The sequence below is a fragment of the Congzhengia sp. genome (assembly GCF_037235575.1).
Taxonomy (GTDB): domain Bacteria; phylum Bacillota; class Clostridia; order UBA1381; family UBA9506; genus Congzhengia; species Congzhengia minquanensis.
In genome coordinates, this window is the sequence record NZ_JAXUNN010000038.1 from 94,878 (window position 1) to 109,187 (window position 14,310).

The following is a 14,310-nucleotide window of genomic DNA, read 5'->3' on the forward strand; positions in this document are numbered from 1 at the left end:
CCTTTTTATTCTTACAGTTTATTTTAATTGTTCATATCCCTTTTCAATTTCTTTTTGCACCTGTTCTTTTGCAGGGCCGCCGGTGATATTACGCTCTGCAACGCAGGTTGCAACGTCAATGGCGTTGTAAATATCCTCCTCAATTAAATCGGAGAATTCCTGAAATTCCGAAAGGGAAAATTCGTCCAAATCCCGGTTGGTTTCCACCGCCCGCGCGACCATTTTTCCCACAATGGCGTGGGAGGAACGGAACGGAACGCCCTTTTTCACCAGATAGTCTGCAATATCGGTGGCGTTGGTAAAGCCGCCCTTTGCGCCTTGTTTCATTTTTTCGCCGTTTACTTTCATGGTGCGCACCATGTTGGTGAACACAGGCAGGCAAAGCTTCACGGTGTCCAAAGCGTCGAACACCGCCTCTTTATCCTCCTGCATGTCCTTGTTATAGGCCAAGGGAAGCCCTTTCATGGTGGTGAGAAGCGACATTAAATGACCGTAAACCCGCCCGGTTTTTCCGCGGATTAACTCCGCTACGTCGGGATTTTTTTTCTGCGGCATGATGGAGGAGCCGGTGGAATAGCTGTCGTCCATCTCCACAAAGGCAAACTCGTGGCTGGACCAGAGCACCAATTCCTCGCAGAAGCGGGACAGGTGCATCATAATCATGGAAAGAACAGACAGAAATTCAATGACAAAATCCCGGTCGGAAACGCCGTCTAAGGAGTTTGCAGTAACGGCGTCAAATCCCAGCTTTTCCGCCACAAATTCCCGGTCTAAGGGATAGGTTGTGCCCGCTAAGGCGCCGGAGCCCAAGGGCATAACGTTCACTCTCCTGCGGCAGTCCGACAATCTGTCTAAATCCCTGGAAAACATTTGAAAATAAGCCATTACATGGTGGGCAAAGGTCACGGGCTGGGCCTTTTGCAAATGGGTGTAGCCCGGCATAATGGTGTCTAAATGCGCTGAGGCCAAATCAAGCAAAACGGTCATGGTGTTTTTCAGCATTTCTAACAATTCGTCGTTTTCGTCTCTTAAATACATGCGCAAATCCAGGGCCACCTGGTCGTTGCGGCTCCTGCCGGTGTGCAGCTTTTTCCCTGCATCGCCAATTCTCTCGGTGAGAATGGTTTCAATGTTCATATGAATGTCCTCAGCGTCAATCGAAAATTCCACCTTGCCGTTTTCAATGTCTTTTAAAATTTCGCCCAGCGTTTTCACAATCAGCGCCGCGTCGTCTTTTGGAATAATGCCCTGCCTGCCCAGCATTTCGGCGTGGGCCATGCTCCCTTTTATGTCCTGCCTGTACATGCGCGCGTCAAACCGAATAGAAGAATTAAAATCGTCTACCAGCGCGTCTGTTGCCTTACTGAATCTACCGCCCCAAAGCTTCATGTGTGTCACCAAAACCTTTCTATTTTAATCCGTTGCATTTTATTTCGTGGTATGATATAATAATTTATTATACATGATAATTAAGAAAATCTCAACTTTTTTTTGAAATTCGGGAGAAAACAATGATTATTTTAGGAATCGACCCCGGAATTGCCATTGTTGGCTATGGCGTGATTTTCTATGACGGGCTTGGGTTTCAGCCTGTGGAATACGGCGCAATTACGACGCCCGCCGGGGACAAGCTAACCGACCGCCTGCGGGATATTTATGAGAGCATAGGCGTGCTGATTGAAAAGCACAAGCCGGACGCATTTTCTATTGAAGAGCTGTTTTTTAACACCAATGTAAAAACCGCCATCACCGTGGCCCACGGCAGGGGTGTGTGTCTTTTGGCGCCGTCCATTTTAAACGTGCCCATTTTTGAATATACCCCCCTCCAGGTTAAACAGGCCATCTGCGGCTATGGCCGGGCAGACAAGGCCCAGGTGCAGAGAATGGTGACGTCAATGCTCAAGCTAAACGCCATTCCGAAGCCCGACGACGTGGCCGACGCTTTAGCCATTGCCATGTGCCACGGCTATTCGGCCAAATATCACAACCTGATAAAAGAAGAAGGAATTTAAAACATATGATAGCATTTGTAGACGGAACAGTGGAATATATTGAAGAAACCGCGGCGGTGATAAATGCCGGCGGCTTTGGCTGCCGCATTTTTATGACGCCTGCCGCCCTTTCTGCACTGAAATTAAACGAAACGGTGCGGATACACACCTACCTGCGGGTGGCGGAGGATTTGTTTGACCTTTACGGCTTTTTGTCCCGTGAGGAAATGGACATGTTCAAAATGCTCCTTTCTGTAAACGGCGCTGGGCCAAAGGCGGCGCTGGCGGTTTTATCCGCCCTGTCGCCCCAGGCGCTGACGCTGGCAGTGGTGACAGACGACTATAAATCCATTACCAAAGCCCAGGGGGTTGGCCCCAAGCTGGCGCAGAAAATTGTGCTGGAGCTAAAGGATAAATTTAAAGGAAAAGAAATTGCAGTTGGCGGCGCGGCGGCCGAGGCTTTTTCCCCGTCTTCCGGCGGAAACGACGCGGTGGAGGCGCTGGTGGTTTTGGGCTATTCCCGTGGGGAGGCCATGCTTGCCGTGTCGAAGGTTTCAAAAGATTTCAGCACGGAAGATACCATTAAGGCGGCCCTAATTCAGTTAATGAAACAGTAGGAGGATAGAACATGCCCATAGAACAGGGATTTGAAGATCGGATTGTCACATCGAGAACCCTCGGCGAGGACACAGAAGTGGAATATAGCCTAAGGCCAAAAGCCTTAACAGAATATATCGGGCAGAACAAGGTGAAAGAGAACCTAACCGTTTACATTGAAGCGGCAAAGGCCAGAAAAGAGCCTTTAGACCATGTGCTGCTTTACGGCCCTCCGGGGCTTGGCAAAACCACCCTTGCGGGCATTATTGCCAACGAAATGGGCGTGAGCATTCGCGTAACCTCCGGCCCTGCCATTGAAAAGGCGGGAGATTTGGCGGCAATTCTCACCAGCCTGTCCCACGGCGACATTTTGTTTATTGATGAAATTCACCGGTTGTCCAGAAGCGTGGAGGAAATTTTATATCCCGCCATGGAGGACTATTCGTTAGACATTATTTTAGGCAAAGGCCCCGGCGCACACTCAGTGCGGCTGGATTTGCCCAAGTTTACGCTGATTGGCGCAACCACCAGAACGGGACTGCTCACCGCACCGCTCAGGGATCGGTTCGGCGTTATCAGCCGCTTAGAGCTTTACACGCCGGAGGAGCTATCGGAAATAATCGTCCGCTCGGCGTCGATTTTAGGAACGGAAATTGACAGAAGCGGCGCGGTGGAAATTGCCCGCCGTTCCAGGGGAACGCCCAGAATCGCCAACCGGATGTTAAAGCGTGTGCGGGATTTTGCCGAGGTAAAGGGCGACGGCAAAATAACGGAAAAAATTGCAGACCAGGCCCTTTCCCGCATGGAGGTGGACAAGCTTGGGCTTGACATGATTGACCGCAAAATGATGATGTTCATCATTGAAAACTTCGGCGGCGGCCCTGTGGGACTGGACACCTTAGCGGCCTCCATCGGCGAGGACTCCAACACCATTGAAGACGTATATGAGCCATATTTATTGCAGCTGGGCTTTTTAAACCGAACCCCCCGGGGCAGAATGGCCACGGTGAAGGCTTATGAGCATTTCGGTGTGAAATATGAGCGGGAAGAAACAAATTTGGCCCAGCAGTCGGTATTCGGCATAGAAGATTAAAGGCGGTGTGCCATGAAAACAATCAATATCGGGCTTTTGGCCCATGTAGACGCCGGCAAAACCACGCTGACGGAACAGCTTTTATATGCCGGCGGCGCGGTGCGAAGCTTGGGCAGCGTGGACAGCGGCACCGCAAAAACCGACTTTTTGGAAATTGAAAAACAGCGTGGCATTTCTGTTGTGTCCTCTGCGGCGCGGATTGAGCTTCCGGAAAAAGATGTGGCGGTGAATTTAATCGACACCCCGGGCCATGCGGATTTTTCCGCCAGCGTGGAGCGTGCGCTTTATATTTTAGACGCGGCGGTTTTGGTGGTTTCCGCCGTGGAAGGCATAGAGGCGCAGACGGAGCTGATTTTAGACGCTCTGAAAAAAACAAAAACCCCAACCATTGTGTTTATCAATAAAATCGACCGGGCGGGCAGCGACGTTGCAGGCGTTTTCAAAGCGCTGGAAAAGCAAGCCGGCGCCTGTCTGTTCATGTCGGAAGTGACGGATGAGGGAAGCCGGGAATGCAGCGCTCAAAACAGGAGCGGCGATGCCTTTTTTGAGGCGGTATGTGAATTTGTGGCAGACGCAGACGACGCGTTTGCATTGAAATATTTAGAAGAAAGCGTAACAGAGCGCCAGGCGTGGCTTTCTGTTACGCAATTGTTTTTAAAGGGCGAAGCCATGCCCGTTTTCTGCGGCAGCGCCCAATTGGGCATGGGCGTTTCACAGCTGCTTTCTTTTGTTGCTGAAACCGCTGACAGCAGCGGCGGCAAAGCCGCATTGGGCGGCGTTGTTCAAAATGCAGACAAGCCGATTCTTTCCGGTATTGTTTACAAGGTGACCCATGACAAAAGCATGGGCAAAATCGCCCATTTGCGCCTGTTTTCCGGCGAGGTGAAAAGCCGGGGAGAGATCACCGTTTCCTCTTTTCCTGAAAAGCAAAAGGTAACTCAGGTTCGGCGCTATGTTGGGGAAAAGTTTACCGACATCGGCTTGCTTTCCGCCGGAGATGTGGGCGCTGTGTGCGGCCTGAGCCATGTGAAAGCGGGGGACACGGTGGGCAAGGCGTGGAAGGAACAAAACCTTGCTTTCAGCACGCCTTATTTAAGCGTTCAGGCCTCTTTGGCAGAAGAGGGGGACATTCGTCCCCTGATTGCGGCGTTTGAAGAGCTTTCCGACGAAGAGCCCAGCCTTTCCATGCAATATGAAAGCGGGGAGCAGGAGCTAATTATCAGCGTCACCGGAAAAATTCAGCTGGAAATTCTCACTGCGGTGATAAAAGAACGGTTTGGGCTGAATGTTTTGTTCTCGCCGCCAACGGTGATTTATAAAGAAACCATTCAAAAAAGCGGAACGGGTTTTGACGCATATACCATGCCAAAACCCTGCTGGGCGGTGGTTTCGCTTGATTTTGAGCCGCTTCCCTTAGGGTCGGGCTTTGTGTATGACAAAGGTAACGTGCCTAATGACCAGATGTTTTACCGTTATCAGCGTCATGTGGAAACTGCGGTTAAAGAAACGCTTGCCCAGGGGCTTTACGGTTGGGAGGTAACAGACCTGAAGGTTACGCTTTCAGGCGGCGAACATCACACGGTGCACACCCATCCCCTTGACTTCTTTTTGTGCACCCCCATCGCGGTGATGAAAGGGCTTAAAAACTGCGGAACGCGGCTTTTGGAGCCCTATCAAAAGCTTGTGGTATCTGTTCCGGAGGAATTTTCGGGCAAAATTATCGGCGATATCATTGCCATGCGGGGCGTTTGTGAAAACCAGACCATTGCAGACGGGCGATTTTTGCTGGAGGCAACCGTGCCGGCAGCGGAGAGCTTAGACTACAGCGCCGTGCTTTTGCATAAAACTGCCGGCAAGGGAACGCTAAGGGCAAGGTTTTGCGGATACCGTCCCTGCCCGGAAGGGTTTACTGCGGAAACAAAACGGCGGGGCGTAAACCCCTTAGACCGGGATAAATGGATTTTAACCAGGCGTTCGGCCATGGGAAAATAAAGAAAATGGAGGCCAGCAATGAAACAGCTATTTGACACGAAGTTAAAAAAAGGAATTGCCATAGCCGCGGCGGTGGCGATGACAGCAGGAATTGCTGCGGCAATTTATATTGGCGCGGCCAGCCGCCGGGAGAATCGCTCGGCGGAGGACATAACGTTTGCGCCTTACCGCCAGCTGTATACGTTGAAAGCAACAAAGCTGAAAGACTTGGAAAAGGTAAATTCTATCATTGGTTTAACAACCTTTTACAGTGAAAACGCCAGAATTGTGAACCAGGAGCAGGCTACAGACGGCAACAAAAAGGGGCTTGTGTTTGAACTGGAAGAAACAAGAGCTTATCCCATACAAAGCAAAGAGTGCCGCCAGCAGGCAACGGTGCTTTTGGCGTTAATTCCAAAGCTGGATTTTGTGGAATATAAAATGAACGGCGAGGTCTACCGCCGGTATCAGCAGTATGGCGAGGAAAGCCGGGGTAAGGTGTTTGTGCTTGCAGATGACAAGGGCTTTTCTGCAAACTTAAAAAGCGGCTCAGACTTTGCAGCGTTTATGGATCAGGTTCGCCCGGCTTACGAGAGCCAGAGCGTTCATGAAGCTGCGGGCAAGGCAATTTTGGCTGAGCTGAACGGAAAATTTTCCGGCGGTGAGTTTGGAGCCGAGGGCCACACCATAATGAGTGCGGAAACAGTAAACGGAAAAACAAGGGCCTGCGCGGTTTTGGCTTTCGGCAGCTATCGGTTTATCAATGATAACTTTGTGAGAATCGAAGGCGAAACAATAACACCAGCTGTGCTTACATTTCAAGTAAACGACAAGGGAAATTATATGTTTGAACATGCAGAATTTGCGATTGAGGGCATGAAATATGAAGACGCTGTGAATGAAATGTTTGTGAAGGAAACTGCCGAACGCACATTGGCAAATCACGAAAGAATTTTACAGCAGCTTGAAAATGATGAAAAGCAGCAGGCGCAGAATTATTTAAAACAGCTGGGCAGAAACAGTAAAATTGGCAAATTTTCTGATTTTCCTGCAACATATCTCTCAAAGGTTGGCGTTTCAAGCGAGGCGGCCAACGCCATTTTAGAAAACGACAAGTTGCTGTCCTACCCCATGTGGGTGGGAACGCAGGAGTTTATAGAAGACGGAAAACGTTTTGTTTACGAAACAAGCTATGAAGAAGGCAACTCGTCGGTTGCGTTTAAAAAGTATGACTATGAAACGAAGCAAACCGTAGAGGAGTTTAAAGTTTCAGCCGCAGATGGGAATTTTGTGGGTTAAAGACGGTCTGATTGGAGGAATAAAATTGTTTATTGATAAAACTTTTCAGATATCTAAGGAAAAAAATCATGCGATTCTTTCTTTTGAAAACGCACAGCTCGAAACGATAAGCGGAGATGTGACGGAATTAACTCTGGAAAAAGAAGAAAGCGGCACAAGGACTTTTTGCGGAGAAGGGTTGCGCATAGCGGATAAAATTAAAGATTTGTCCGGCGGGTTGTTTCGCGTTACAAGAACCATATGTAATGCGTCGGACACATCAAAACAGTTTAAATCCATATTTACGGTGAAAACTTGTTTCGTGCCGGAAAAGTATGTAATTCCCTGTGTGTTGTATAATGGAAATCAGTTTGGCGCCGGAGGATCGCCCGCAGGTCTGACAAAAGACGGCGCGCCCTGGATCTTTGCTTACGACAGGGAGGGCATACCATCCTGCACTGTGTCAGAAAACGAAAATTTCGGTGCCGCGCTGTTTGCGTCAGACTGCGACGCACATAGCTTAGAGAGCGCCTGCTCTCTCATAAAAAGAGACGACGGCACTTTCATGCACAAGCTGTATCATCCGGTCACGGAAGCACCTGTGACTTATTCAGGAAAAAACAGGATGACAGAGCGATTTGATCAGTATTTTCACCTTGCACCCGGTGAAACGATTTGTCTTAATTTGTTTGTGTTTGTCTGTGTGCCTAAATGGAAAAACTTTGCCATGGCAAATTTGTTGGATAGAGTTTCTGATGTTTTTAAAAATAAAAAAACGCCGGATAAATCTCCTGAGCGCGTGTGGGAGTTAGGAATTGCATTTGCCCGTCAGCTCATGGGCGATTTCCACGGACACAAAATGATTTATACAAATTTTTCGCCGAAAACTTACAGCCTGCAGCATTCTGGCAAACTTTCAGACAGTGCGCTTGCAAAGCTTTTGCAGGACCCGGAAAATACGCGAATTCAGCGCTGGAATGAACGGTTTGAAATTGGCTGGGCAGATCAGGGATTGCTGAATGCGCGCATGCTCGCTCGGCACGGATACAAAACGGGGGACACAGAGCTTTTGAATAACGCGGTAAATGTGTTTGACAGCTGGGCAGAAAAACAACTGGAAAATGGGCTGGTGTATACGGAATTCCAGCACTATTACAACGGAGAGAAAGATGTTGTGGTTGACACGTGCAATTTAGGCTGGGCGCTGGCGGAATTTGCGCGGATGTATCAGTTCATGCAAAAAATTGGAACAGACAAGCCAAAGTATTTAAACTTCTGCATTCGCCTGGCAGACTTTTTCTGCACCCATTTTAATGAAGAAACAGGTTTCGGAAAGACCTGGACGATGAACGCAAAGCCTGTTTCAACAGTCGGCTCTATCGGCGGATTTGTGATAACCGGTCTGCTCGAGACCTATCTATTAACGCATAACGAAGCCTATCTAATCTGCGCGAAGCATGCTCATGCACTTTATACCAAACGTGATATAGACGAGTTTGTTTGTACGGCTGGGGCATTAGATTGCGCCTGTGTAGATAAGGAAACGGTGTATCCCTTTATCACGTCGTCATTAATGCTTTACGACATCAGCAAAGAGCCGCATTTTTTGGAAACAGCCCAAAAGGCGGCCTATTATTTCTGTTCATGGATGTTTGTTTACGATACGTTAAGCGCACCGGACAGTGATTTTAACCAATTTAACTATTACACCACGGGTGGGACGGCGGTCTCCGCAGAACACCCTGCGATAGATGCATGGGGGGCTGCCCCTGTGACAGAGTTTGTGCGGCTTGCAGAGCTAACGGGTGACAAAAAGTGGGTCGACCGTGCCAAAGCCATGTGGTGCAATGCAATTTTGTGTATCACAGAGGATACGAAGCAGGAAATCCACGGTCAAACCCGGCCGTTGGGCGGCCAAAATGAGGGATTTTTTCAGTGCCGCTGGACGAAGTATCGTCCCACCTGCGAGGAACGGGGGCATTTTAACGACTGTCTCTCTGCCTGGTGCGGCGCCTACCGGATGATGACCATTGCAAATTTAGAAGACTCGAACAGCCTTGATTTGCTTAGATAAAAAACACAACTGATTTGTGGGCAACGGATTTGAAAAACGAGCCTTTAAATAAGTGTTTTAAAATGCAATATTATTTTATGTTAGCCGGTTCTTATAAGAACCGGCTAACATACTTTTGTCGGAAATTTGTTTTCAACAAACAAATTTTACGGGTTGAACCCGACCGCAAACAGCAGGGCAAAAATGCCGATGATAACAACCGTATAAATGGCGGAGGGCAAAATGTTTGTTTTAATAATTTTTCCCTCCGCGCCGGAGGTGCCCACAGTGGCGCACACGGCTACGGCGTTGTTGATGCAGGTAACGTTGCCGATGGCGCCGCCGATTACCTGCATGGCCACCACCAGCACGGTGGACAGATTCAGCGCCTGGGCAGTTTCAAACTGCAGGTTGGTAAACAAAAGGTTGGAGACGGCGTTTGAACCGGATATGAAAGAACCCAAAATGCCGATGATGGGAGACAGCACCACAAAAACAGACGCGCCGGCGTTTGAAATAAACTCCGCCATAATTACCATCATGTTGTGCAGACCACTTTCGTTGATGTCGGAAAACTTCATCACCTGCACCAAGGCAATGCCGAAAATAATAGCCACCGCCGCACCGCCAATTTGTTTGAAAGTGTCAATCCAGGCAGTTTTCACCTCGTCTAAGCTCATTTTGTGCATGAAATGGGTTAAAATGGCTACAGGGATAAAGGGCAGAACACCGGGAATGTTGGCCCATTTTAATGAAAAATCTAACTGCTCTACGCCGAAAATATTGTTAAACTGAAAAACAAACGGGAAAGACGCATTGGTGTTGATAATGTTCTTTATGCCCAGCTCCGGAATTCTCGTAATAACCAAAACGGCCGCAATCAGCACGTAGGGCGCCCAGGCCAGCCACAAGGGCATATCGGAGGGCTTTGCCCGTTCCAGTTCTGTTTTCGAGCGCCAGTCTGGCTTCCACTCGGTTTCCGGTGCAAATCCCCAGGTGTTTTTTGGAACTAAAAATTTCTTCTTTGCGGCAAACACGGTAACAATCAGGCCAATGAGCGCCGCTAAAAGTGCCGGAAACTCATAGCCAAACACCGCCGCTACAATCACATAGGGTACAGAAAACACAATGCCGGAGAAGAGGGCAAAGGGCAAAACGGCCAACGCTGGTTTTATGGACTTTTCTTTGCCGAACACCTTCGTCAGCACCGCAACCCCCAAAAAGGGAACAAAAATACCCATTACCGCGTGGGGCAAAGCGGTCCAAACAGAAAGCTTTCCTGCAAACTCCGGCCCCACGCTTGTGCCCAGCTGGGTTAAAGCGGTAGATACCGGCGTTCCCACCGCACCGAAGGAAACGGCGGTAGAATCAAAAATTAACGCCACAGTGGCTGCGGCCAGGGGCGGAAATCCCAGGCTTACCAAAAGCGGAGCTGCCAGCGCCGCGGGCGTGCCGAAACCTGCCGCGCCTTCAATAAACGAGCCGAACATCCAGCAAATGATAATGGCCTGAATCCGCTTGTCAGAACTGACGCGGGTGAAACCGTGATTGATGGCAGACATGGCGCCGGAGCATTTTAACGTGTTCATAATTAAAATTGCCCCGAAAATCACCAGCAGCACTTCAATGGAGCTTAAAAATCCATAAACCGTACAGGCGGCAACGGTGACAAAACGCATTTTCCACGCGAAGATACCTGCAATACACGCCACCAGCCACGCAATGGGCAGCGCACGTTTCGCAGACCAGTTCAGAATTGTCATTAAAATCAGCGTGATTAAAATTGGTGCAAAGGCAATTAACGCATACATAAAAACGCTCCATTCCGCCGCGGATTTTCCGCGGGAAACAGAGCGTTTCATTCCGGCGGCTGACTGCGGCTAAACAATGATAGTTTTCACAGCCAGCGGTTTTTTATGTTGCTTTTTCAAAATTTTTTTAATTGGTCTGCCGCCTACAGCAGATTTTCCACGGCGTCTGCCATTTCGTTCAGCCATTGAGCGCCCAAAAGCTCCACAATTCCCTTGTCGCAGGCAGAGGCAATTTCCCCTGTAATGGGAAGCTTTGCAATGTTTTGAATTCCATATTTTGCGGCAATATCCTCAATGTGGCTTTCGCCGAATACCGCGTGTTTTTTCTTGCAGTCGGGACATTCAAAATAAGACATATTCTCCACAATTCCCAAAACCGGCACATTCATCATTTCCGCCATTTTCACGGCCTTTTCCACTATCATGGAAACCAGCTGCTGGGGCGAGGTGACAACAATAATCCCGTCCACGGGGATAGACTGAAACACCGTCAGCGGCACGTCGCCCGTTCCCGGGGGCATGTCCACAAACATAAAGTCCACATCGTCCCAGATTACATCGGTCCAAAACTGCTTCACGGTTCCTGCAATCACCGGCCCGCGCCAAACCACCGGGTCTGTGTCGTTTTCCAGCAGCAAATTAATCGACATTACGTCAATACCGGTTTTGGTCCGCACCGGCAAAATTCCCTCCTCGGTTCCGGCGGCCTTTTGCTTTAGCCCAAAGGCCTTGGGGATAGACGGGCCGGTGACGTCTGCGTCTAAAATTGCGGCTTTAAACCCGTCCCTCCGGGTGAGTACCGCCAGCATGGAGGTGACGGAGGATTTTCCCACGCCGCCTTTGCCGCTGACTACGCCGATTACTTTTTTTATATGCGAAAGCCTGTGGGGTTCTTCCAAAAAGCTTGTTTTTCTTTCAGAACAATCCTGCCCGCAGGATTCGCAGTCGTGTGTACATTCACTCATTTGTTTTCTAACCTCCACATTATATTTATTTTTAGTATACCATTTTTTCCACGTTTTGTCCATTCACAAAATTAATTATTTAAATTTTTTGGAAAAAGGTTGACTTTAAAGCGCGCGTGTGCTATATTTAATGATGTGCAATATGTACAGATTTTATTTTTTTCAGGAGGAACATCTTAAATGCAGACAGGCAAAGTGAAATGGTTTAATGCACAGAAGGGTTTTGGCTTCATTGCTGCTGAAGACGGTACAGACGTATTCGTTCATTTCTCAGCGATCGCAATGGACGGCTTTAAAACACTTGACGAAGGTATGGACGTACAGTTCGAAGTTGTTGAAGGTGCAAAAGGTCCCCAGGCAGCAAATGTCACAAGGGCGTAATCTTCAGATTTTGGGCTTCATATATATATGCTAATTTAGTTTTTATATGTGACACTTAAATTCAATGCAACACATACCAATCAGCCCCGTAATCGAAAAGGTTATGGGGCTTTGCATTTTTTAGAAAGGTTTTAAAAACATGAGTGTGATAAAACGTGCAATTGATTCAGAAGGACTGGTGCGGGTGAGCTTTGTTGACAGCCGCGACATTGTGCAAAGAGCCTTTGAGATACATCAAACATCACCTGTTGCCACGGCGGCTTTGGGCAGAACCTTAACCATGACGGCGCTGATCGGTAGCGGAATGAAGTCGGAAGAGGACACGGTTTCGGCCATTATAAAAGGGGACGGGCCGCTGGGTTCCATTGTGTGCACGGCCGACGGTCGGGGCGCGGTGAAAGGCTGTGTGGGGAATCCTGATGTAGACCTTCCGTTGAAAAAGAACGGTAAGTTAGACGTTGGCGGCGCAGTTGGCAAGGGGTCTTTGGCTGTCACCATGGATTTGGGGTTAAAGGAGCCCTATGTGGGGCAGGTGCCGCTGGTTTCGGGAGAGATTGCGGAGGACTTTACCTATTATTTCGCCAAGTCACAGCAAATTCCCACGGCTGTGTCTTTAGGCGTTTTGGTGGATACGGATTACAGCGTGAAGCAGGCGGGGGGACTGTTTGTTCAGCTCATGCCGGGCTGTGACGAGGAAACCGCCGCATTAATCGAAGAAAATGTAAAAGGGCTCGACTCTATAACCACTATGCTGGAAAATGGAGCTTCTGCCGATTTAATTATCACCAGCGTTTTTGCAGGCCTGTTTTTTAAATATTTAGACGAAGTGGAGTATGAATACCGGTGCGACTGCAGCAGACAGAAAATTGAGCGGGCGCTCATTTCGCTGGGAGAAGAAGAACTGAAGAAAATGATGGAGGAAGACCACGGCGCCCAGGTAACATGCAGATTTTGCCCTGAAGTTTATGAATTTTCTGAATTTGAGTTGGACGCGCTTTTAAAAAAAGCAAAAAAATAAAAAATTTTGCTTGACATTCTTTTGTCTTTCGTGTATAATAATTTTTGTTGGTTTTAGAACCAACATGTGGGCGCTTAGCTCAGCTGGGAGAGCATCTGCCTTACAAGCAGAGGGTCACAGGTTCGAGCCCTGTAGCGCCCACCACGTCGCAGCAAACTACGCTGCATTCAAAAATCCTACTCAAATGAGTGGGATTTTTTCATATGCTCCGTTGCTGCTCCTCTTTCGCAAAAGGTCACGCTTGCTGTGGCTATGCCCTTGTAAACGCGGGCATCACGCCTCCGCCGCGCTATCAACCTTTTGCGAGTATGCGCCTGCGGCGCAAAGATATCTAAATTGTTCACTCTTTCCACATCGGAGTAAGCTTTGCTTGCTCCGATTTTTCTTTGCAAAAAAAAGATAGCAGTTCGCATTGTTGCGGCACGCCATTTGGCGTGCCGCTTTTTGATATAATGTATGTCACGAACGACAAAATATGACATATACTGATATTGGGATTTGTTCCCAATCAATTATCTTGGAGGTTTTATTTTATGTCTTGTTGTTCAGGATCAAACAATTTTAACAGAAACGAATTAGAGCGCGCAGTCCGCGCTGCTGAAAGGGCCGCCTGTATGGCAGAACGTGCTGAAAAAGCTGCATGTGAAGCTGCTTGCACAGCAAAAGAAGCCGCTTGTGCGGCTGAAGCTGCTGCTGCAAAAGCAGCAGAAAGCGCCTGTGAAGCACAGGAGGCACTTCGGGAAGTGCGCCGCATTGTTGAGGAAGCCGTCGACGACTCCTGCGGCGGTTTCGACCACGGCGGCTGTTTCTGCCGGTAATCGTGTTTTCAAAAGCCGCCATACGGCGGCTTACATAGAATTCTGAAAAAATCATGGAATATCACTGCGGATTTCACATATATTATGATTGTGAGGCAAAAAATTAAAAAAACTCTTGACAGTGCCAGATGATTATGCTATAATAACAAAGTCGCAGGAAAATTTTATTGAATGCGGCTCGGTAGTTCAGTTGGTTAGAATGCCAGCCTGTCACGCTGGAGGTCGTGGGTTCGAACCCCATCCGAGTCGCCAACCCATGCCTCTGTAGCTCAGTCGGTAGAGCAAGGGACTGAAAATCCCTGTGTCGGTGGTTCGATTCCGCCCGGAGGCACCA

Annotated in this window: 12 protein-coding genes and 3 tRNA genes; 12 read left to right on the forward strand and 3 right to left on the reverse strand. The window is 48.7% G+C overall.

Annotated elements, in window-relative coordinates; all coding sequences use genetic code 11:
- Window positions 1–18: 18 nt before the first annotated feature.
- Window positions 19–1,389 (reverse strand): argininosuccinate lyase, encoded by a 1,371-nt coding sequence (gene argH, locus WIG73_RS09165; protein ID WP_337400258.1) that lies wholly within the window; start codon window positions 1,387–1,389, stop codon window positions 19–21.
- Window positions 1,390–1,511: 122 nt separating this feature from the next.
- Here argH and ruvC point away from each other — a divergent pair, with 122 nt between their 5' ends.
- From ruvC to WIG73_RS09195, 6 genes are read left to right on the forward strand one after another with little or no spacing between them, the layout of a single operon-like run.
- A complete protein-coding gene (ruvC, locus tag WIG73_RS09170; protein WP_249312755.1) occupies window positions 1,512–2,012 on the forward strand; it encodes a crossover junction endodeoxyribonuclease RuvC in 501 nt (166 codons plus the stop codon).
- A gap of 5 nt (window positions 2,013–2,017) precedes the next feature.
- Complete coding sequence (ruvA, locus tag WIG73_RS09175) at window positions 2,018–2,608, forward strand: Holliday junction branch migration protein RuvA (protein ID WP_337400260.1); 591 nt, start codon at window positions 2,018–2,020, stop codon at window positions 2,606–2,608.
- An 11-nt stretch (window positions 2,609–2,619) separates the two neighbouring features.
- Entirely contained in the window at window positions 2,620–3,681 is a 1,062-nt protein-coding gene (gene ruvB / locus WIG73_RS09180) for a Holliday junction branch migration DNA helicase RuvB (RefSeq protein WP_337400261.1), read from the forward strand.
- Between the two features lie 12 nt (window positions 3,682–3,693).
- Entirely contained in the window at window positions 3,694–5,673 is a 1,980-nt protein-coding gene (locus WIG73_RS09185; protein WP_337400262.1) for a translation factor GTPase family protein, read from the forward strand.
- Window positions 5,674–5,691: 18 nt separating this feature from the next.
- The gene (locus WIG73_RS09190; protein ID WP_337400263.1) at window positions 5,692–6,951 is read left to right on the forward strand and encodes a hypothetical protein; all 1,260 of its coding nucleotides are present in this window, start codon (window positions 5,692–5,694) and stop codon (window positions 6,949–6,951) included.
- A 25-nt stretch (window positions 6,952–6,976) separates the two neighbouring features.
- Window positions 6,977–9,004: a hypothetical protein gene (locus WIG73_RS09195; RefSeq protein WP_337400264.1), complete on the forward strand. Its 2,028-nt coding sequence runs from the start codon at window positions 6,977–6,979 to the stop codon at window positions 9,002–9,004.
- 146 nt (window positions 9,005–9,150) lie between these two features.
- Here WIG73_RS09195 and WIG73_RS09200 read toward each other — a convergent pair whose 3' ends face one another.
- Together WIG73_RS09200 and WIG73_RS09205 are read right to left on the reverse strand one after the other, a co-directional pair.
- The gene (locus WIG73_RS09200; RefSeq protein ID WP_337400265.1) at window positions 9,151–10,794 is read right to left on the reverse strand and encodes an L-lactate permease; all 1,644 of its coding nucleotides are present in this window, start codon (window positions 10,792–10,794) and stop codon (window positions 9,151–9,153) included.
- A 143-nt stretch (window positions 10,795–10,937) separates the two neighbouring features.
- Window positions 10,938–11,759: an Mrp/NBP35 family ATP-binding protein gene (locus WIG73_RS09205; protein ID WP_337400266.1), complete on the reverse strand. Its 822-nt coding sequence runs from the start codon at window positions 11,757–11,759 to the stop codon at window positions 10,938–10,940.
- Window positions 11,760–11,939: 180 nt separating this feature from the next.
- Here WIG73_RS09205 and WIG73_RS09210 point away from each other — a divergent pair, with 180 nt between their 5' ends.
- The 6 genes from WIG73_RS09210 to WIG73_RS09235 all read left to right on the forward strand — a co-directional run bounded on the left by WIG73_RS09210 (window position 11,940) and on the right by WIG73_RS09235 (window position 14,310).
- Window positions 11,940–12,140: a cold shock domain-containing protein gene (locus WIG73_RS09210; RefSeq protein WP_177678786.1), complete on the forward strand. Its 201-nt coding sequence runs from the start codon at window positions 11,940–11,942 to the stop codon at window positions 12,138–12,140.
- Window positions 12,141–12,279: 139 nt separating this feature from the next.
- Window positions 12,280–13,158, forward strand: coding sequence for an Hsp33 family molecular chaperone HslO (gene hslO / locus WIG73_RS09215; RefSeq protein ID WP_337400267.1), 879 nt, complete (start codon window positions 12,280–12,282; stop codon window positions 13,156–13,158).
- 68 nt (window positions 13,159–13,226) lie between these two features.
- Window positions 13,227–13,302, forward strand: a tRNA-Val gene (locus WIG73_RS09220).
- A 389-nt stretch (window positions 13,303–13,691) separates the two neighbouring features.
- Window positions 13,692–13,976 carry a hypothetical protein gene (locus WIG73_RS09225; RefSeq protein WP_337400268.1) on the forward strand — a complete coding sequence of 95 codons (285 nt, stop codon included), beginning with the start codon at window positions 13,692–13,694 and terminating at the stop codon, window positions 13,974–13,976.
- A gap of 175 nt (window positions 13,977–14,151) precedes the next feature.
- Window positions 14,152–14,228, forward strand: a tRNA-Asp gene (locus WIG73_RS09230).
- A 6-nt stretch (window positions 14,229–14,234) separates the two neighbouring features.
- A tRNA-Phe gene (locus WIG73_RS09235) sits at window positions 14,235–14,310 on the forward strand.